The following is a 20,934-nucleotide window of genomic DNA, read 5'->3' as shown; positions in this document are numbered from 1 at the left end:
ACCGAAAGCATAAGTTACATGTGCTGCATTTCAATTTTAAATGGTCATTTATATTAAAAGTTACATATAAAAACAAAATAAACAGCACAAGCCAATTCGATCTGTAGTCTAAATCATCGCATTACATGCGTCAGCATTTCAATATGCTGGTCATCTAACTGAGTTAACTTAACCGATAAAGACTTAAGCTCTGACGTATTCTCGATGTGAGTACCACCACACGGAATAGACACTAAAGTGTCGCTATCCAACTGCCATTCCCAATAGCGAGAGTCTGTTAATGCCTCACCTTCCAGTCTCATTGCTACTGGCGTTGAGTCTGCAAGCCAACCTTTAATCATTTGATTAATGTCGGCTTCGATACCATCAAGATTGGTTAACATGTCTGCAACGTTCAAACCGCGCTTCTTGAGGGTTTTTCCCAAACGATACTTATCGGTACACAACTCTGGAGTCACAAAGCTAGTCACTTGCGCGTAGCTATTGAAATCGTAGCTGCCAAGTGGATCTTTTCGGTCTGCATCTTTACGCCAATAACTCTCAGCCAATACTTTATTCAAGGCTAGGAAAGCGATGTGGCCAGCGCTGTGACCACGGCTCAAACTAGCTTGATACTCTTTATCAACCGACAACAGGACTTCGTCGCTAACCTTAATCATAGAAGCAGATGCGGGGAGCTGGTGGACAACCACAAACGCCCACCCTTCCGTATCACGCTTAACAGGGATATCTTCTGCGATATGAAGCTTGCCAGTAGATTGTTCTATTGCACCAACAAGACAGTCTTCAACTGGATATTGCACGTCACCAACATTCACAAAACCTTGGTCTGCTGGGTGGTCTGGCCAAATATGACTTACTGGGTGGAAAGGTGTCATGTCGGTGATCAGGTAGGTTTTGCTGTCATCGTTTTCAACGTACAACGCCTTTGCATTGATCTGCCAAGCCTGATGGCAAAATTGAGTAATGGTTGGTGTGATAACTATTATTGGTTTCATGGATGTCGCTGGTGTCATTGGATCGCTAGTGGTCATATCGTTCTTCTTTTGAAATTGAGTCTAATTCGTTAACCCATCACGATATGGAGATATGAGGTTATGGCTTAACGTGAATTTTACTTAAAAAAATACCCGAGACAGGCTCGGGTATCAAATCTATTGGAAAGGTTTACTTACGACCTTTAACCATGCTCATCATACGCTTACGTTTGCGTTCTTGAGAAATTGTCAGCTTGGTTGTCTTAGCTTCAAATGGGTTCTCGCTGTTCTGGAATTGAATGCGAATAGGTGTACCCATAATCTCTAGTGAACGACGGTAGTAGTTCATCAAGAATCGTTTGTATGAATCTGGCAAGTTACGTACTTGGTTACCGTGGATAACGATAATCGGTGGGTTGTAGCCACCAGCGTGCGCGTATTTCAATTTAACACGACGGCCACGAACCATAGGCGGTTGGTGATCATCAGTCGCCATCTTCATGATACGAGTTAGCACAGAAGTACCAACACGAGTCGTTGCTGACTTGTAAGCTTCTTGAACAGATTCAAACAAGTGGCCAACACCTGTACCGTGAAGTGCAGAGATAAAGTGAATACGTGCGAAATCAACGAAACCTAAACGACGGTCTAGTTCTTTCTTAACGCGATCTTTAACATCGCTGTCTAGACCATCCCACTTGTTTACTGCAATAACAATTGAACGACCAGCATTCAACGCAAAGCCTAACAAGCTTAAATCTTGATCAGAGATGTTGTCTCTAGCATCAATAAGCAGCAATACAACGTTAGCATCTTCAATCGCTTTCAGTGTTTTAACCACTGAGAACTTCTCTACTGTTTCGTTGATATTTTTACGACGACGAACACCTGCAGTATCAATCAGAACGTATTCACGCTCATCACGCTGCATTGGAATGTAGATAGAGTCACGAGTTGTGCCTGGCATATCGTAAACAACAACACGTTCTTCACCAAGAATACGGTTAGTTAGTGTTGATTTACCAACGTTAGGACGGCCAATGATCGCTAGCTTAATTGGTTGATCTTGAAGGCGCTTGAATTCTTCTTCAGCTTCTTCTTCAGTGAAATCAACTTGCTCTTCTTCTTCGTCTTCAAACTCAGTTAAATCGCTTACTTCGCCATTCTCTGCTTTTAACGCTTCTGCGAACGGGTTAAGAGCAAGATCAATCAACGCTGTTACGCCACGACCGTGCGCTGCAGCGATTTGGTACATGTCTTCTACGCCTAGTTGCCAGAAATCAGCACTTGCAGCATCAGGGTCGATACCATCAACCTTGTTTACTACTAGCATTGAAGGCTTTTCTAGTTGACGAAGGTGCTTAGCAATAGCCACGTCTGAAGGTGTTAGACCCGCACGGCCATCTACCATAAATAGAACGACATCAGCTTCATCAATCGCCGCTAGCGACTGTTCAGCCATTTTAGTTTCAACACCTTCTTCGGTACCGTCGATACCACCAGTGTCAATAACAATAAAGTCATGCTCGCTAAAATGAGCATGACCGTATTTACGGTCACGCGTTAAGCCAGGGAAATCCGCAACCAATGCATCACGAGTTCGAGTCAATCGGTTAAATAACGTAGATTTACCTACATTCGGACGCCCTACTAGAGCAACAACAGGTACCATAACAACCTCTACAATTTCTTCTCTAAATGTAGTTATAGGTAAGCACTTGATCGCAAGTTTAAACTCTTACCTATAACCACACGGTTTATTAATTCATAACAACAAAACGGCTCCTAGCTGTTACCAACCAGGAGCCGACTGTGAATTGTATCACGCTTTTATTGGCTAATCGTTAGTTTCTTTACATCGCCATTGCGAGTCGTCACTAAGTAGCCTTCAGGCATTTCAATTGGCGCAACCGCAAAGCCGCTATCATCGACGAGCTGTTGAGCAACAAACTCACCCGATGAACGATCTAACCAGTGCAGATAACCTTCTGTATCACCAACAACTACATAACCATTAATAATAGCAGGTGCTGTCAGTAAGCGGTTTTCTAACAATGGAGTGCTCCAAAGTTCAGTACCACTACGCGCATCAACCGCAACCACATGGTCTTTGTCGGTAACAACGAACAAACGGCTACCATCACTCGCTAAGTCAATCGCTGACGAGTAGTTACGCTTCCAAATTGGCTTACCAGAACGGAGATCGATAGCGATTAGTTGACCATTGATACCTACGGTATACAGGGTTCCGCCAAGAACAATCGGTGATGCATCAACATCAACCAAGCGATCGATTTCCGTTGCACCTTTTGGTGTGCCTACTGGCTGTTGCCAAATAAGCTGACCACGGTCAACAATAGCGGCTGCTAAACGACCATTTGCAGTCCCCCAGAATACACCACCAGAAACCGCAACAGGCGAGCTATCGCCACGAAGTGTTAGGCTTGGAACTTCAGTGCTAATCGTCCATTTTTGTTCGCCGCTTTCTTGATCTAACGCGATCAGCATACCGCGACTGGTATGAACAATAACCATGTTGCTTTCAGTTGCTGGGGATGCAAGCACCTCACCATTCACTGATACACGCCACAGCTCTTCACCAGTTGATTCATCCATCGCGATCACTTCGCCATTTTCAGAACCAACAAATACTTTGCCGTAAGCCGCCGTTAAGCCACCCGATAAACGAGCCAGTACTTCTTTCTCAAGATCGACTTTCCACAGCTCTTTACCTGTTTCAGGGTCAAGCGCTTTAACCATACCTTCACGGCTCGCAACAAACACTTTGTCGTAAGCCAATTCTGGCGTTAGTTTTGAAAAGTAGTGGCCAACACCATCACCAACCGACGTAGACCATTCCTGACTAGGAGTGAACTCGCTATTTACTGTTGGTACTGGCGCCATGATGACGGTGTCTTCTTCACCCGCACAGCCAGCCAATAGGCCAAGAGCAATCGCACACAACGCCGCTTTTGGAAACATCTTCTTCATTCAAAGCGCCTTATTTAGCTAGGTCGTCAAGTTTGATTTGAAGCGTTTGGCTCGCATCAGCTGCTTGTTGTGCTTCAGAGTAAGCACTGTAAGCCGCATCTGTATCGCCTTTACGAAGTGAGATATCACCACGCAGTTCAGCAACACGGCCTGTCCAAGATTCGTCAGTCATCGCTTCAAGATCAGTCAATGCTGCGTCAAATTCACCTTGCTCAGCTTTGATACGTGCAGCACGGTAAGTCAGTAGAGGCGTAAGTGCCGCATCCTTAGTTGCCGATTTTGCCCACTCAAGCTGTTCAAGTGCAGCTGCAAGGTCACCCGCTTGAACTTGCGCTTTTGCTAATTGCATAGCAGCAAGTACAGAGTATTCAGCGTCTTTGTTAGCGTCGATAAAAGCTTGAATATCAGATTGAGCATCAACGCCCTTAGCATCAAGAGCTGAAATTACAGAGGTGTAGCCTTCTGAAGCGACTTCACGCGCTTCAACGACTGAATCTTGGTAATAGCGCCAGCCAAATAGACCGCCTAAACCAATAACTGCACCAAAGACTACGGCTTTACCGTTCTCTTTCCACCAATCTTTAATGGCTTCAACTTGTTGCTCTTCGCTATCGTAAAGTTCCACTTCCTGTCCTCTTTAATTCTTTAAACGCCAGCATAGTGCTGACGTTGATATTCATGATGAGCGTTTGCTCAATGGCTAATTAGATTAGCGCAGCAACTTTCTCTGCAACGTCCGTTTGAGACACGGTTTCTTGCTCGCCGCCAACCAGATCTTTTAGCACAACTGTATTGTCAGCAACTTCGTTCTCACCAAGTACCAGTGCTACAACAGCACCTACTTTGTCAGCACGTTTGAATTGCTTCTTGAAGTTACCACCACCGAAGTGGTTCATTACACGTACGCCTTCAACGGTGTCGCGTAATTGATTCGCTAACTGCATGCCCGCGATCATAGTACCTTCGCCAGCAGCAACCACGTATACGTCAACGCTACGGCGAACTTCTGTTAGCTCTAGCGTTTCCATCATAAGAACCAGACGCTCTAGACCCATAGCAAAACCAACAGCATTGGTTGCTTTGCCGCCTAGTTGCTCAACAAGACCATCGTAACGACCGCCGCCACAAACTGTACCTTGAGCACCAAGACTGTCAGTGATCCACTCAAATACTGTGCGGTTGTAGTAATCTAGGCCACGTACTAGACGCTCATTAACTTGGTATTCGATACCAACAGCGTCAAGAAGTTCACACAAACCAGCAAAATGTTGCTTCGATTCTTCACCTAAATATTCAGATAGTCGAGGTGCGTCACCTAAGATAGCTTGAACATCCGGGTTCTTAGTATCAAGTACACGTAGAGGGTTAGTGTGCATGCGACGTTTGCAGTCTTCATCTAGCACATCAATGTGTTGCTCAAGGAAAGTCACTAACGCAGTGCGGTAGCTTACGCGATCTTCTTGAGAACCGATTGAGTTTAGCTCGAGGCGAACGTGCTTATCGATGCCTAGTTCACGCCATAGACGTGCTGTCATCATGATAAGTTCTGCGTCAACGTCTGGACCGTCTAGGCCAAACACTTCAACACCACATTGGTGGAATTGACGGTAACGACCTTTTTGAGGACGCTCGTGACGGAACATTGGACCCATGTACCATAGGCGCTGCTCATCACGGTTGATAAGGCTGTTTTGAATACATGAACGTACACAACCTGCTGTGCCTTCTGGACGCAGCGTTAGGCTGTCGCCATTACGGTCATCAAAGGTGTACATCTCTTTAGAAACAACGTCTGTCTCTTCACCAACCGCACGGCTAAATAGGTTCGTTTCTTCAACGATAGGCATACGTACTTCGTTGTAACCGTATGCACTCACCACACTTTTAACTGCGCTTTCTACTTTCTGCCACAGTGGTGATTGAGTTGGTAGGCAGTCGTTCATGCCTCGAATTGCTTGGATATTTTTAGCCACAGTATTTATTCCGTAATTTCTCACGATCAGGTGTTAGTGCGAATAGACAAACACACCCCATCGCGTTGTATTAATCTTCTAAGTTTTCTACATCAATGCGATTTGCTTTATCAAGCACCGATGCTTTTGCTCGGATCTTCGCTTCAAGCTTGTCGACAAGGTCATCGTTGTCAAAACGCTCTTTCTGACGCTTACCGTCTTCGTAGAAGGCACTCTTACGAGCACTACCCGCAAGGCCTAAGTGAGACACTTCAGCTTCACCAGGGCCGTTAACGACACAACCGATGATAGAGACATCCATTGGAGTCACTATGTCTTCCAAGCGCTCTTCAAGGGCGTTAACAGTGTTGATAACATCGAATTCTTGGCGAGAACAGCTCGGACACGCAATGAAGTTGATACCACGTGAGCGAATGCGCAAAGATTTAAGAATATCAAAGCCAACTTTGATCTCTTCGATTGGATCTGCTGCTAGCGAGATACGCAGCGTATCGCCGATACCTTCAGACAATAACATGCCCAAACCTACAGCCGATTTCACAGAACCCGCACGAGCTCCACCCGCTTCAGTAATACCTAGGTGAAGTGGTTGGTCAATCTGCTTAGCAAGCAAACGGTAAGAACCGACGGCTAGGAATACATCAGAAGCCTTCACGCTGACTTTGAATTGATCAAAGTTCAGACGGTCTAGGATATCGACGTGACGCATTGCAGATTCAACTAGCGCTTCTGCTGTAGGCTCTGTGTATTTCTCTTGGATCTCTTTTTCAAGAGAACCACCGTTAACACCAATACGAATCGGGATATTCATATCACGAGCACAATCCACAACAGAGCGAATGCGGCTTTCGTTACCGATGTTACCTGGGTTGATACGCAGACAGTCAACCCCATACTCTGCCACTTTAAGAGCGATACGGTAGTCGAAGTGAATGTCAGCAACCAAAGGAACAGAGACCTGCTGCTTGATTAGCTTAAAAGCTTCAGCGGCCTCCATAGTCGGTACAGATACGCGAACGATATCTGCCCCCACTTTTTCCAAAGCTCTAATTTGAGCGACGGTCGCGGCGACATCTGTTGTTCTTGTGTTGGTCATGGATTGCACAGCAATTGGTGCACCATCACCGATCGGCACATCACCCACATAAATACGGGTTGATTTGCGACGAATAATAGGAGATTCGTGTTGCATATTAACTCTAAGGTAAGGTTATTCTAGCTACTTTGCCTGAAGTATACCCAGAAAGGTCGACAGGTTCACTTGCAAATGTCATCGATACGCCTTCAGGCGCACCCAGAATCACTTTATATGGTGCAGTTCCAGAAAGATTTAATGTCTGGCCTGCTTTTTTAATGCCAGTAGATAATGTTTTGCCCGAAGCATCTTTCACTTGGACCCAACAATCAGCAGAGAACTGCATCACTAGCTCGTTAACCACAGCTTCAGGCGCTACAGTCTCTGGTTCCGCAGTAACAGAAGCAACGTCTGCTGCTTCTGGTGCTTCTTCAATGACTTCAACGGGGTCAAGAGTTACTGAATCTTCAGCTGAACTCACTTCAGTAAGCTCATCAGAATTTTCAGTAGCAGGAGATGTCTCTGCGTTTTGTTCTGCTTCAATCACTTCGAGTGAAGTCAGCTCAGGATCAAGCGACTCTTCTACCACTAGCTCTTCCGAGCTTTCAGTATTGGCTAAAGATTGAGATAAGGTGTCTTGCTGTTGGTTCTGCCACCACCAAAGTGAGGAGATACCCACAATCACAGCGAAGATGCTCCAAGTAAGGAGCATAATACGGCTGTTGTGCTTCTCGGTTTTAGTCTTACGAGAGAAGCTCAACATTTCTTGTTCTTGATGTTGGGCATCACCAGAATGATGAAGCGCATTCAACACGACTTTTTCATCAAGATTGACGTATTTCGCGTATGAACGAATGTAACCACGCATAAAGGTGGCAACCTGATCTGACTCGAATTGGTTTTCTTCAATTTGCTGGATAAGCGTAACGCGTAACTTCAAGCGATCAGAGATCTGCTTTTGTGTTAAACCAAGAGATTCTCGTTTATTTTTGAGCAGCGTTCCCGCTTCAATTGCTGGAGCGACAGTTTCTTGCGTTTGTGTTTCTTGTTCTGTGTTCATAGAGAGTGAACTTCTAAAGTATTATTGCAGGTTGATGAGAGCATTTTTTATTTTCGTTTAAGCTCAATCTTACAACCTACTATGTGGAATTTTTCCTGTCACCCGGTTCATCAACCCTTAAAGTAGAAAACCACACACTGTTGGTGAGCGACTTTCTCAGGAAGCTAGTTTATCAAGTAGCCAACCTAAATAGACACATTGACGATTATCGGGTAACAAGCGAGCACTTAAATTAATTTAAGATTATTTAATCATAAGCTAATGCCATTACAAGGCAAAAACACTTTCGACAAAATTTACCGTCAGCTCATGGTTTTGTCCAAAATTTAACGAAAAATGTAAGAAAGCGTGGGGAAAAAATCCAATTATTGGAAATTCACCTTCCAGAAAAGCAACAAGCCAGAAGGATTCCTTCTGGCTTGTTTAGTTCTAAATGGTATTTAAACCGCTTTTACTTGAATCACATCACCTGCGATTAAGTTAGCTTCAGAGGCGGCTTTCAGCATTTTAGTACGCTTGGTTCTATCAATGACATCACCAACCAGCTGACCACATGCGGCATCAATATCATCACCACGTGTTTTACGAACCGTTACTGTGTAGTTGTATTCCATCAGCGTTTTTTGGAAGCGATCAATTCGAGAGTTGCTTGGCTTCTTGTAAGGCGAACCCGGATAAGGGTTGAATGGAATCAAGTTGATCTTACAAGGCGTCTCTTTCATTAGCTCAGCAAGTTCACGAGCATGGTCCATATCATCATTCACATGATCCAATAGAACGTACTCAACCGTTACTTTACCGCGGTTAGCATTTGAAGAAGCAATGTAACGACGAACCGATGCTAGGAAATCTTGGATATCCCAACGGTCGTTGATTGGCATGATTTGGCTACGTAGTGCATCGTTTGGTGCGTGTAGAGAAATCGCCAGAGCTACATCGATGTTGTCTGTCATCTGATCAAGACCAGAAACAACACCAGATGTTGATACTGTCACACGACGCTTAGACAGTGAGAATCCTAGATCATCAAGCATCAGCTCTAATGATGGAATTAGGTTCTTCATGTTAAGCAGAGGCTCACCCATACCCATCATTACGACGTTAGTAATTGGACGACGACCCGTATCTTTCTCTAAACCGATTTCACGTGCAGCGCGCCAGATTTGACCAACGATCTCTGAAACTTTCAGGTTACGGTTGAAGCCTTGTTGAGCCGTAGAGCAGAATTTACATTCTAGTGCACAACCAACCTGTGAAGATACACATAGCGTCGCACGGTCACCATCAGGGATGTATACCGTCTCAACGTCTTGGTCACCAACGCTCATAGCCCATTTAATGGTGCCATCTGCAGAGTGCTGAGCTTCAGAAACGATAGGTGCAACAATCTCACAGCGATGCAGCAGTTTCTCACGTAATTTTTTGTTGATGTTGTTCATTTGTTCGAAGTCATCGACACCGAAGTGATAAATCCACTTCATCACTTGCTCTGCTCGAAACGCTTTCTCATTCAGTTCTTCTGTGAAAAATTTACGAAGACCTTTACGATCAAAATCGAGTAGATTGACTTTAGCTGTGGTCATGATGCCTCTCAATGACGGAACAATAATTAAGGGCGCGAATTGTACAGGCTTTACGCAACTTCAACAAGCGCTGTAAAACCCTGTGTTTATTAAGACATTCAAAGTTAAGCGATTAAAACTTGAACAATTGTTTTGTTCGGTCTGAGAATACCTAAATTAAAGAAAAGATTCCCGATTACGCTCCTCCGTCGCTTTCGGGAATGACGTAAATAATCTCCACAAGCTCACCAATACTTACCACAAGATTGTGGCTCCCGCCATTCATCGCTATCAGGTCATGAACTCCTCAAAGCCCGTCATTCCAGAACTGAGGAACGAGGTATCTGGAATCTCCAACAACTAACAGAGATTCCGCTTACACTCCTACGTCGCTCTCGAGAATGACGACTAAATAGATTATCGAGAATGCAAAGTCCACATACGAAAAAGGCTTCACCGAAGTGAAGCCTTTATTGATACTTGCTGCTGTCTGCTTATTCAGCTGGACGCGGGCAAATTTCAGATTCTGGGAAGAAGAATTCGATTTCGCGTGCAGCAGATTCAGGGCTATCACTGCCGTGTACTGAGTTGTAACGCATGCTGATTGCGTAGTCAGCACGGATAGTGCCGCATGCCGCTTCTTCTGGGTTAGTTTTACCCATAAGTTCACGGTAACGAGCGATCGCATTTTCGCCTTCAAGTACTTGAACCATGATAGGACCAGAAGTCATGAACTCTTTTAGTGGTCCAAAGAACTCTTTACCTTCATGTTCTGCATAGAAGCCACTTGCTTGCGCTTCAGTAAGAGAAACCATTTTAGCGGCAATAATCTGTAGGCCTGCTTTTTCAATGCGGTGGTAGATTTCACCAACAAGGTTACGCTTAACTGCATCCGGCTTAACAATTGAGAACGTTCTTTCTAGAGCCATAGGGATTCCTTCACTTCATTTTTTTGTTATTAAATACTGAAATTACTAAGATCATTCGATCTGAATTTATGAATAAGCGGTATCGAAATACCGCTCACTCTTATTATTATTTTGCTTGGTCGATAAGAAGACGAGCCAGTGTACGAACACCCATACCGGTCGCGCCTGCAGCCCACTTATCACTTGATGACTTACGGTAAGTACCCGCGCAGTCCATGTGAATCCAACCTTTTTTGTAGTCATCGACAAAGTAAGAAAGGAACGCAGCAGCGGTACTTGCACCCGGTGTGTAATCACCAGAGCTGATGTTTGAAAGATCAGCAAAGTTTGAAGGCAACATGCCGCGGTGGAAGTCAGCAAGAGGCAATGGCCATAGACCTTCTTTCTCTTGATTTGCCGCCGTTAGTGCTTGGTGAGATAACTCATCATCGAAGCTCAATAGTGCGTGATAATCATTACCCAGTGCGTTTTTAGCCGCGCCGGTAAGCGTTGCACAGTCGATGATCAACTCAGGGTTTTGTGCACTTGCGTACATCAAACCATCAGCAAGAACCAAGCGACCTTCAGCATCGGTATTCATGATCTCAACCGTCTTACCATTTTTGTAAGTAATGATGTCGCCAAGCTTCAATGCACGACCCGAGATCATGTTCTCTGCACAACATAGAATAAGCTTAATACGCTTGTTCAGGCCGCGTTCAATCGCTAGACCTAAACCACCCGTAATAGTCGCCGCGCCGCCCATGTCAGCCTTCATTGCTGTCATGAATTGACCTGGCTTGATGCTGTAACCGCCTGAGTCGAAAGTGATACCTTTACCCACAAGACAAGCAAACACGGGTGCGTTTTCATCGCCAGTTGGGTTGAAGTCCAGTTGAAGCATTGCAGAAGTACGCTCAGAGCCGCGGCCTACCGCGTAGATGCCTTCCCAACCTTCGGTTAGTAGGTCTTTGTCTTTAACGATTTTCGCTTTAACTGTGCCCGCAGGAGCCACTGACTTGATGTATTCCGCAGCCATCGTCGCTAATTGACGAGGTGCCACTTCTTCAGCGGTTTTGTTGATAATGTCACGAGTCCAATCAGTAGAGCGAATGCGAGCTTCTAGCTCAGCTTGGTCGGTTTCTGAAAGTGTATCCCATTCCAATGCATTCTTTTTCTTTGGTCCACGGTAGCCTTGGTAGAAAGCCCAAACGCTTTCTAAATCCCACCCTTCCCCGCTAAGTGAAACCAATGCGATACCTTGTCCGTCAAGCGTACGACCAGCACGTTGAACCGCCCCTAAATCGTGGCCTTCACCAATGTGAATTGTCGCTCCCGCTTCAGAAAACGATAAAATAGCTCTTGCTCCCCACTGAGGCTGGGCAGCTTCTTGACTTAAAAATACTGACATCTGTGTAGACATGATTTCTCCTTGTCATGAACCACCTTGAGTGTGTGGTTCTGATTATTTTTTATTAGCGCACTGATGTTAGCATTATGTAGGAGGAAAATGTCATTTTGATAAAAAAACGGACCATAAGGTCCGCTTTTTTTAGTAAGAATTGTTAACTTGGCTGTGTTTTATATTGGATAAATTCCAACCAGCGGCCAAATTATAGAACAAGAGGGCTAGTCCATCTCATCCATCCAGCACAAAATAATGGCCTCTAGAATTTTCTCGTTCGAGTGATTCGGCTCATCATCAAAATCTTCAAGATCTAACACCCATTGATGCAAGTCCGTAAAACGTACGGTTTTAGGATCGGTACCTGGGTATAAATCACATAGTTCAATCGCAATATCTCGCGAATCAATCCATTTCAAGCTCATAACACTTCCTTATATTTATCAGCGACGATTTGTCATCTTCATGATTTATATTCTATGCCAGTTTTACTAACAGTTTTAGCCGAGCTGAGTTCTTAGTGCTCTTCAGAAGCTAGGTTCAATGTGTACTTTGGAATCTCAACAACAAGGTCAGTATCCGCCACTTTAGCTTGGCAACCAAGACGAGATTCCATTTCCAGACCCCATGCTTTATCTAGCATGTCGTCTTCTAGGTCATCACTTTCTTCTAATGAGTCGAAACCTTCACGAATCACAACGTGACATGTAGTACATGCACACGATTTCTCACATGCGTGTTCAATACCAATACCGGCCTTCAATGCAACATCAAGAACCGTCTCACCAGTTTTTGCTTCTAAAACAGCGCCTTCTGGACATAGATCTTCGTGAGGTAAAACAATAATCTTTGGCATGTTTATCTATTCTCTAACTATTAAATATTATCGACTGACTGACCTGACAGTGCAGCTCGAATTGATTTATCCATACGACGAGAAGCAAAGTCTTGGCTCGCTTTGTCGGTATTCTTAATTTCTAGTTCAATGGCATCGGCATTATCGCCGTTGCGCACTTCAATCAGTGCTTCAATCGCTTGAACAAGTTGTTCTTTGCCTTGCTCATTAAGCAGCTCGTCACCATCGGCTTGCATTGCAGCAATTAGCCCTTCAATAACGCGGTCCGCTTCTACGCGTTGCTCAGCTAGAGCACGCGCTTGCATGTCTTCTTTTGCAAACGTCATCGAATCTTTCAGCATACTAGCCACTTCGTTGTCACTTAGACCGTAAGAAGGCTTAACTTGGATTTCAGCTTGAACGCCAGTGCTCTTCTCCATCGCGGTAACCGATAGCAGGCCATCAGCATCCACTTGGTAAGTGACACGAATATGCGCAGCACCTGCTGTCATTGGCGGAATGCCTTTCAGAGCAAATCGAGCTAGTGAACGACAGTCGTCGACCATTTCACGCTCGCCTTGCACGGTGTGCACTGTCATTGCCGTTTGACCGTCTTTGAACGTGGTAAATTCTTGTGCGCGAGCAACAGGGATCGTGGTGTTACGAGGGATGATCTTTTCGACCAAGCCACCCATAGTTTCGATACCTAAGGAAAGTGGGATAACATCTAGAAGTAGCATCTCAGAGTCAGGCTTGTTGCCAACTAAGATATCCGCTTGAATCGACGCACCAATCGCAACCACTTCATCAGGGTTAATGCTGGTTAATGGAGTACGACCAAAGAAGCCACCCACCATTTCACGGACAAGTAAGGTACGAGTTGAACCACCAACCATAACCACTTCCAGAACTTCGTCCGCGTCAACTTCAGCATCTTTCAGTGCGCGACGGCACGAAAGTAGCGTTTTCTTAACTAATGGCTTGATGAGCTCTTCGAACTCTTCACGAGTTAATGAACCAGACCAACCTAGTACGTCAACATCAACACTTTCAGCTTCAGATAAGCCAATCTTCGCTTCTGTTGCTGCGTCTAGAAGAATACGGTTCTGTTCTGCCGTTAGCTCTGATAAGCCCATTTGCGCTTGGAAATGTTCTGCAATCAAATGGTCAAAGTCATCACCACCTAGCGCAGAGTCACCACCCGTTGCTAAAACTTCAAAGACACCTTTAGATAGGCGTAGGATAGAGATATCAAACGTACCACCACCCAAGTCATAAACGGCGATTACCCCTTCTTTACCGGAATCCAGACCGTAAGCAATCGCTGCGGCAGTAGGTTCATTAAGAAGACGTAACACGTGAAGACCAGCAAGTTGCGCAGCGTCTTTCGTACCGGCACGCTGTGCATCATCAAAGTACGCAGGAACGGTAATCACTGCACCAGATAGCTCGCCACCTAGTGTTGACTCAGCACGTTGACCTAGCGCTCGCAGAATGTCTGCTGATACTTGAATTGGGTTCTTGTTGCCTTGCTCTGTGCGAATCACAGGCAAACCATTATCACTTTCTTCAAACTGATATGGCAGAGACGGGTATCGCTGTTGAATATCTGACAGTGAACGACCGATTAATCGCTTAACTGAGATAATGGTATTTTTAGGATCAGTTTGTGCATTTGCACGCGCTTCATTACCAGTCGTATAAGATTCCGATTGGTAGTGAACAACTGAAGGTAAAATGCTTCGACCTTGTTGATCAACGAGTGTACTCGCCTCGCCACTGCGTACTGCAGCAACCAACGAGTTTGTTGTACCTAAATCAATACCCACAGCAAGCTTATGCTGGTGAGGAGCGGCGCTTTGCCCTGGTTCTGCAATCTGAAGTAGTGCCATGGAGGTGTCCTTGTTATACAAACTAGCCGATCAAACGATCTTCAACTAATTCGATTTCATTCTTTAATTTTGCAATAAACTTAAGCTTTCTTACTCGGTCTGCAGCTTCAAGCCAAGCTTCGCTTTCGAGTTCTTGTTGGATAGCGCTTAATTGTTGTTTATACATTTTGCTAACCTTGCCTTCAAATGCAAATAGCGCATCTTCGGGATCAGAACTGTCTGCGATGTCTTCTAGCTCTTCACGCAGTTCCATTTGCTCCATCAGGAACATCGGATCTTGCATGGTTTGTTGTTCGCCACGAATGTCTTCACCGTGTTGAACCAGCAGGTATTCTGCTCGGCTGATTGGATTCTTCAATACCTGGTACGCATCATTGATTTGTGCCGCTTTTTGCACTGCTAATAAGCGATCTCGCTCAGAAGCTATCGCAAATTTATCAGGATGGAATTGGCGTTGCAGATCTCTAAACTGAGAAGAAAGAAGGCTACCATCCAGTTGAAACTGAAGTGGTAGCCCAAATAATTCGAAATGATTCATGTAAAGGTGGTCCTAAGTTTAGGCTCTTTGTTCAGAGCCTAATTTTATTCTTCGCTTACAACGCTTAACGATTCAAGCGTTTAAACATTGAAGCTCTCACCACAACCACATTCGCCTTTCGCGTTCGGGTTGTTGAATTCAAAACCTTCGTTTAGGCCTTCTTTTACATAATCAAGCTCAGTACCATCTAGGTATACTAGGCTCTTTGGATCAATGATGACCTTAACACCTGAATGCTCAAACACTTCGTCTTCTTCGTTAAGCTCGTCAACGAATTCCAGTACATACGCCATACCCGAACAGCCAGTAGTTTTTACTGCTAAGCGTAATCCGAGACCTTTACCACGGTTATCTAGGAAAGCTTGAACTCGGCTTGCTGCCGTATCTGTCATGGTGATGGCCATACTACAACCTTGTGTTTTATATAAATTGAGAACTCAGGTGGGAGCACAAAGGGTGCTCCCAAATATTACTTATTTTTTCGACGTGATTACGGTATTGAAGCGATTAGTGCTTCTTTTTGTAATCCGCAACAGCTGCTTTGATCGCATCTTCAGCAAGAATTGAACAGTGAACTTTTACTGGTGGCAACTCAAGCTCTTCTGCGATTTCAGAGTTTTTGATTGCAGCTGCTTCATCAATACTTTTACCTTTAACCCACTCAGTTACTAGTGAGCTAGAAGCGATTGCGCTACCGCAACCGTAAGTCTTGAATTTTGCGTCTTCAATAATACCTTCTGCAGATACTTTGATTTGCAGTTTCATTACGTCACCACAAGCTGGAGCGCCAACCATGCCGCTACCTACACTTGGGTCTTCTTTATCAAACGAACCTACGTTACGTGGGTTTTCGTAGTGATCAATTACTTTTTCGCTATATGCCATGATAGTTACCTCGAATCCTCTATTTCCGTGAGATTAGTGATGAGCCCACTCAACAGTGTTCAAATCAATCCCTTCTTTATACATATCCCATAGAGGAGACATGTCGCGTAATTTATTTACCGCTACACGAATTTGTGCAATCGCGTAGTCGATTTCTTCTTCCGTTGTAAAACGGCCGAATGAGAAACGTACTGAGCTGTGTGCCAGTTCATCGTTCAGACCAAGAGCACGTAAAACGTATGAAGGCTCTAGGCTTGCTGATGTACATGCAGAACCTGATGATACTGCTAGGTCTTTAAGAGACATAAGCAGAGATTCACCTTCAACGAAAGCAAAGCTCACGTTTAGGTTGTGTGGTACACGTTGGTCTAAGTCGCCGTTTACAGTTACTGCTTCTAGATCTTGAACACCTTTCAGTAGGCGCTCGCGAAGTGCTAGTGCGTGATCGTAATCTTTCTGCATGTCTTGTTTAGCGATAGCAAACGCTTCGCCCATACCCACGATTTGGTGAGTAGCAAGAGTACCAGAACGGAAACCACGTTCATGACCGCCACCGTGCATTTGCGCTTCAAGGCGAATACGTGGCTTACGACGAACGTACAAAGCACCGATGCCTTTAGGGCCGTATGCTTTGTGTGCAGACATAGAGATAAGATCAACTTTCATCTCTTTTACGTCTAGTGGGATTTTACCCGCAGACTGCGCCGCATCAACGTGGAAGATGATCTTGCGTGCACGACATAACTCGCCGATTGCACCGATATCTTGGATTACACCAATCTCGTTGTTTACGTGCATGATAGAAACTAGAACAGTATCTTCACGCATTGCAGACTGTAGCTTGTCTAGATCAATGATGCCGTTTGCTTCTGGCTCAAGGTAAGTAACCTCAAAACCTTCACGTTCTAGTTGGCGACATGGATCAAGAACTGCTTTGTGTTCTGTTTTACACGTGATTACGTGCTTACCTTTCTTCTCGTAAAAGTGCGCTGCACCTTTGATAGCAAGGTTATCTGACTCTGTAGCACCTGACGTGAAAACAATTTCACGTGGGTCTGCATTTAGTAGATCGGCAATTTGCTCACGAGCATTATCTACTGATTCTTCTGCCTGCCAGCCGTAACGGTGTGAACGAGATGCAGGGTTACCGAAGTTACCGTCCATCGTCATGCATTGAACCATTTTTTCAGCAACACGTGGATCGACTGGGCATGTAGCTGAATAGTCAAAGTAAATAGGCAGTTTCATTTTCTACTCCAATGTAAAAACTGACCGCTAAGAGCGGGCATTAACACCGTGAGGTGCTGCACTAATCGTTGTAGTGCTCGTATTTTTATGTGCAAAACCATTATTAACCGCAAGATCGATATCTTGACGATCAGAAATCTGTAAAACTTCGTTATCTTTCATTAGCTCACCGAGCGTAATGTCGTTTAAGAAGCTGCTGATTCGGGAGCTTAAATCACGCCATAAAGTGTGAGTTAAACAACGACTACCACCTTGGCAGTCTGCTCGACCGTGACACTTAGTTGCGTCCACTGATTCGTCTACTGCAGCAATCACAGTTCCGACAGCGATGTCGCTCGCTTCAGCACCTAAACGGTAACCACCGCCAGGACCACGAACACTAGCAACTAAGCCAGCTTTACGTAACTTAGAAAATAGTTGTTCTAAGTAAGATAACGAGATGCCTTGTCGCTCTGAAATGTCAGCCAGAGGAACTGGGCTCTTTTGCGAATGCAGTGCTACATCTAGCATAGCTGTTACCGCATATCTTCCTTTAGATGTAAGTTTCATATCACACCGTATCCACATTGTTTATGTGGTTGGAATTTTCCCATACCCGACTAAATTGGTCAAGTATTTAGTTGACTATTTTAGTCAGGTATTCATCCCTACAAGCAGAGTGGGTTTTATTTGTCGTTTTTGCTCTTCTCAATTGAAGTCAAAATACCACGTAGAGTATTGATCTCTTGCAGTTCAGGACGAGCTCGGCTGAACAGACGACGTAGCTTGTTCATCACCTGACCCGGTTTATCCTTAGAGATAAATTGGGTATCAATGATCACTTTTTCAAGGTGTTCATAGAACATTTCTAGTTCTTCGTGACGTGGGTACTCATCTTGTTGCTGTGGTTGATATTGGCTCGCAACTATATCAAGGTGTGCCACGCGAACTTCATAGCTTAGCGTTTGTACCGCCATTGCTAGGTTCAGTGAACTGTATTCAGGGTTGGCTGGGATACATACATGGAAGTGGCACTTCTGAAGCTCATCGTTAGTCAAGCCAGTGCGCTCACGACCGAAGACTAATGCTACAGGGTGCTTTTGACCTTCAACGGCAAACTTTTGTCCGCACTCACGAGGCTCTAGCATTGGCCATTCAAGCGTACGTGAACGTGCACTTGAACCAACCACCAAACCACAGTCTTTTACTGCTTCATCCAATGTAGACACAATGGTCGCGTTTTCTGCGATGTCACCAGCACCCGCAGCCAGTGCTAAGGTCTGCTCGTCAACTTCACATTGAGGGTCTACAAGAACTAATTGACTCAAACCCATCACTTTCATTGCGCGAGCTGCTGATCCGATATTTCCCGAATGAGACGTACCAACCAGAACGACTTTTACATTGTCTAACATGCTATATGACACCACTTTAAAAATAATCGCGAGATATTAACACATAGCTAAGTAAAATGGTCAGACCCTTCTCGTAATGTGAATTCAAGAGTTCAAAAAACAACCACTTCCCTTTTGCAAAAAATTTGGTATACTCGCCGCCGCTTTAAACTGTTCTTTAACATCTTGTGGGAAAAACCTATGCATCCAATGCTAAACATTGCGATACGCGCTGCGCGTAAAGCTGGCAACCATATTGCTAAATCTCTAGAAACAACTGATAAGATCGAATCGTCTCTAAAAGGTAACAACGATTACGTTACTAACATTGCTCAAGAAGCTGAGTACATGATTATTGAGACAATCAAATCATCTTACCCAGAGCACAGCATTATTTCTGAAGAGTCAGGCCTGACTGAAGGTAAAGATTCTGACGTACAATGGATCGTTGACCCACTAGATGGCACCAACAACTTTGTAAAAGGTTTCCCTCACTTCTCTGTATCTATTGCTGTTCGTATGAACGGTCGTACAGAAGTTGCTTGTGTTTATGACCCAATGCTAAACGAGCTATTCACAGCTCAACGTGGCTCTGGCGCTCAACTTAACAACGCTCGTATGCGTGTTACTCAACTTAAAGACCTTCAAGGTACTGTTCTAGCGACTGGTTTCCCATTCAAGCAAAAACAACACTCTGAATCTTTCATGAAAATCATCTCTGGTCTATTCGTTGATTGTGCTGATTTCCGTCGTACTGGTTCTCCAGCTCTTGACCTATGTTACCTAGCAGCTGGCCGTGTTGACGGTTACCTAGAACTAGGCCTTAAGCCATGGGATCTAGCAGCTGGCGATCTAATCGCTCGTGAAGCTGGTGCTATCATGACTGACTTTGCTGGCGGCACTGATTACATGACGTCTGGTAATGTTGTTGCTTCAAGCGCGCGTGGTGTTAAGTCTATTCTTAAGCACGTTCGTGAGAACTCTAACGAAGGTATGCTGAAGTAATTCAGACCTTACGTTAATGCTCCTTTTTTCAAGGGCGCATAGAAATTTCAAAGCCTCGCTATTGCGGGGCTTTTTTGTATCTGCGATACGAGCTACGAGCTACGAGCTACGAGCTACGAGCAAGATGGCGGTTAGTTGCGACGAGCACAATGCACTTCGCCGATAAATTACGTTGAGTTTATCGACAGAATACAGTCGTAAAAAAACCGCTAGTTGCCTAGCGGTTTTTTTGGTTCAGCGAAAATTGTTAAGCCAAGGCCTAAGGCATTTCGTCAAACTCTTCACCTTCTTTATCCACTTGTGGTGGCATTAGGTGTTCACGCGTAATACCCAACTTCATAGCGAGTGCAGATGCAACGTAGATAGAAGAATAAGTACCAACAGTAATACCCAATAGAAGTGCAGTCGCGAAGCCGTGAATCATAGCACCGCCCTGAGCGAACAGCGCGATAACTACGAATAACGTTGTACCAGAAGTAATCAATGTACGGCTCAATGTTTGTGTGATTGAGCTGTTCAGTACTTCAGGTGCTTCACCCTTACGCATCTTGCGGAAGTTCTCACGAATACGGTCAAATACGACTATGGTATCGTTGAGGGAATAACCGACTACCGTTAGCAAGGCTGCTACGATGGTAAGATCCACCTCAATTTGCATTAGAGAGAACACACCCAGTGTGATGATAACGTCGTGCGCCAGTGCTAGTACCGCACCTGCTGCCAAACGCCATTCGAATCGCACTGACACATAGATCAAGATACAGATCAGAGAGACAAGGATAGCAAGGCCACCCGCTTCTGTTAGCTCGTCACCCACATTAGGGCCAACGAACTCGATACGACGCATCTCAACTTGCTCACCAGTACCATCTTTAATTGCAGACAGGATCTGGTTACCAAGCGTTTCGCCAGCAACACCGTCACGTGGACGTAAACGAACCATTACCTCACGTGCAGAACCAAAGTTCTGTACCGTTGCATCACCGAAACCTTCCGCTTCTAGTGCACTACGGATATCAGGTAGGTTTGCTGGTTGCTCAAAACCCACTTCAATCAGGGTACCACCGGTAAAATCTAGACCCCAGTTCAACGATTTCGTTGTTAAGGTAAAGATGGCAGTACCAATCATCAAGATTGAGAATAAAAAGGCAACCTTTGACCAACGCATAAAGTCGATCATTTTTTCTGCTTTTAGAATCTGAAACAT

Annotated in this window: 21 protein-coding genes; 1 reads left to right on the top strand and 20 read right to left on the bottom strand. The window is 44.8% G+C overall.

Annotated elements, in window-relative coordinates:
• Window positions 1-113 precede the first annotated feature (113 nt).
• From NX845_RS18520 to trmJ, 19 genes are all read right to left on the bottom strand, one after another.
• Window positions 114-1,034 (bottom strand): metal-dependent hydrolase, encoded by a 921-nt coding sequence (locus NX845_RS18520; protein WP_065682655.1) that lies wholly within the window; start codon window positions 1,032-1,034, stop codon window positions 114-116.
• 133 nt (window positions 1,035-1,167) lie between these two features.
• Window positions 1,168-2,649, bottom strand: a complete 1,482-nt coding sequence (der, locus tag NX845_RS18515; protein WP_004735108.1) for a ribosome biogenesis GTPase Der — start codon at window positions 2,647-2,649, stop codon at window positions 1,168-1,170.
• Window positions 2,650-2,807: 158 nt separating this feature from the next.
• Window positions 2,808-3,968: an outer membrane protein assembly factor BamB gene (bamB, locus tag NX845_RS18510; protein WP_017084409.1), complete on the bottom strand. Its 1,161-nt coding sequence runs from the start codon at window positions 3,966-3,968 to the stop codon at window positions 2,808-2,810.
• 10 nt (window positions 3,969-3,978) lie between these two features.
• Window positions 3,979-4,593 (bottom strand): YfgM family protein, encoded by a 615-nt coding sequence (locus NX845_RS18505; protein ID WP_065682654.1) that lies wholly within the window; start codon window positions 4,591-4,593, stop codon window positions 3,979-3,981.
• A gap of 79 nt (window positions 4,594-4,672) precedes the next feature.
• Window positions 4,673-5,941, bottom strand: coding sequence for a histidine--tRNA ligase (gene hisS, locus NX845_RS18500; RefSeq protein ID WP_017084408.1), 1,269 nt, complete (start codon window positions 5,939-5,941; stop codon window positions 4,673-4,675).
• Between the two features lie 70 nt (window positions 5,942-6,011).
• On the bottom strand, window positions 6,012-7,133 hold the full coding sequence (ispG, locus tag NX845_RS18495) for a flavodoxin-dependent (E)-4-hydroxy-3-methylbut-2-enyl-diphosphate synthase (RefSeq protein ID WP_004735104.1): 1,122 nt from the start codon (window positions 7,131-7,133) through the stop codon (window positions 6,012-6,014).
• 7 nt (window positions 7,134-7,140) lie between these two features.
• Window positions 7,141-8,076: a cytoskeleton protein RodZ gene (gene rodZ / locus NX845_RS18490; RefSeq protein ID WP_260257059.1), complete on the bottom strand. Its 936-nt coding sequence runs from the start codon at window positions 8,074-8,076 to the stop codon at window positions 7,141-7,143.
• 440 nt (window positions 8,077-8,516) lie between these two features.
• Window positions 8,517-9,659, bottom strand: a complete 1,143-nt coding sequence (locus NX845_RS18485) for a bifunctional tRNA (adenosine(37)-C2)-methyltransferase TrmG/ribosomal RNA large subunit methyltransferase RlmN (RefSeq protein WP_004735102.1) — start codon at window positions 9,657-9,659, stop codon at window positions 8,517-8,519.
• 473 nt (window positions 9,660-10,132) lie between these two features.
• Window positions 10,133-10,567 (bottom strand): nucleoside-diphosphate kinase, encoded by a 435-nt coding sequence (gene ndk / locus NX845_RS18480; protein WP_004735101.1) that lies wholly within the window; start codon window positions 10,565-10,567, stop codon window positions 10,133-10,135.
• 106 nt (window positions 10,568-10,673) lie between these two features.
• Window positions 10,674-11,969 (bottom strand): aminopeptidase PepB, encoded by a 1,296-nt coding sequence (gene pepB, locus NX845_RS18475; RefSeq protein ID WP_065206950.1) that lies wholly within the window; start codon window positions 11,967-11,969, stop codon window positions 10,674-10,676.
• A 206-nt stretch (window positions 11,970-12,175) separates the two neighbouring features.
• Window positions 12,176-12,376: a Fe-S cluster assembly protein IscX gene (gene iscX / locus NX845_RS18470; RefSeq protein ID WP_065682653.1), complete on the bottom strand. Its 201-nt coding sequence runs from the start codon at window positions 12,374-12,376 to the stop codon at window positions 12,176-12,178.
• Between the two features lie 92 nt (window positions 12,377-12,468).
• Window positions 12,469-12,807, bottom strand: coding sequence for an ISC system 2Fe-2S type ferredoxin (fdx, locus tag NX845_RS18465; RefSeq protein ID WP_004735098.1), 339 nt, complete (start codon window positions 12,805-12,807; stop codon window positions 12,469-12,471).
• 20 nt (window positions 12,808-12,827) lie between these two features.
• Window positions 12,828-14,678, bottom strand: a complete 1,851-nt coding sequence (gene hscA / locus NX845_RS18460) for a Fe-S protein assembly chaperone HscA (RefSeq protein ID WP_065682652.1) — start codon at window positions 14,676-14,678, stop codon at window positions 12,828-12,830.
• Window positions 14,679-14,700: 22 nt separating this feature from the next.
• Entirely contained in the window at window positions 14,701-15,216 is a 516-nt protein-coding gene (gene hscB, locus NX845_RS18455; RefSeq protein ID WP_009848288.1) for a co-chaperone HscB, read from the bottom strand.
• A gap of 80 nt (window positions 15,217-15,296) precedes the next feature.
• A complete protein-coding gene (iscA, locus tag NX845_RS18450; RefSeq protein ID WP_004735095.1) occupies window positions 15,297-15,620 on the bottom strand; it encodes an iron-sulfur cluster assembly protein IscA in 324 nt (107 codons plus the stop codon).
• Between the two features lie 103 nt (window positions 15,621-15,723).
• On the bottom strand, window positions 15,724-16,101 hold the full coding sequence (gene iscU / locus NX845_RS18445; RefSeq protein WP_004735094.1) for a Fe-S cluster assembly scaffold IscU: 378 nt from the start codon (window positions 16,099-16,101) through the stop codon (window positions 15,724-15,726).
• Window positions 16,102-16,134: 33 nt separating this feature from the next.
• Window positions 16,135-17,349: an IscS subfamily cysteine desulfurase gene (locus NX845_RS18440; protein ID WP_004735093.1), complete on the bottom strand. Its 1,215-nt coding sequence runs from the start codon at window positions 17,347-17,349 to the stop codon at window positions 16,135-16,137.
• A 27-nt stretch (window positions 17,350-17,376) separates the two neighbouring features.
• Window positions 17,377-17,898, bottom strand: coding sequence for a Fe-S cluster assembly transcriptional regulator IscR (gene iscR / locus NX845_RS18435; RefSeq protein ID WP_017079865.1), 522 nt, complete (start codon window positions 17,896-17,898; stop codon window positions 17,377-17,379).
• Between the two features lie 116 nt (window positions 17,899-18,014).
• Entirely contained in the window at window positions 18,015-18,743 is a 729-nt protein-coding gene (trmJ, locus tag NX845_RS18430; RefSeq protein ID WP_102445228.1) for a tRNA (cytosine(32)/uridine(32)-2'-O)-methyltransferase TrmJ, read from the bottom strand.
• Between the two features lie 180 nt (window positions 18,744-18,923).
• Here trmJ and suhB point away from each other — a divergent pair, with 180 nt between their 5' ends.
• A complete protein-coding gene (suhB, locus tag NX845_RS18425) occupies window positions 18,924-19,727 on the top strand; it encodes an inositol-1-monophosphatase (RefSeq protein ID WP_004735090.1) in 804 nt (267 codons plus the stop codon).
• A 259-nt stretch (window positions 19,728-19,986) separates the two neighbouring features.
• Here suhB and secF read toward each other — a convergent pair whose 3' ends face one another.
• Window positions 19,987-20,934 (bottom strand): protein translocase subunit SecF, encoded by a 948-nt coding sequence (gene secF / locus NX845_RS18420; RefSeq protein ID WP_004735089.1) that lies wholly within the window; start codon window positions 20,932-20,934, stop codon window positions 19,987-19,989.

The organism is Vibrio sp. NC2 (assembly GCF_025195005.1).
Lineage (GTDB): Bacteria > Pseudomonadota > Gammaproteobacteria > Enterobacterales > Vibrionaceae > Vibrio > Vibrio splendidus.
Note: the sequence above shows the minus strand (reverse complement) of the source record. Positions and strands in the feature narration are given on the sequence as shown.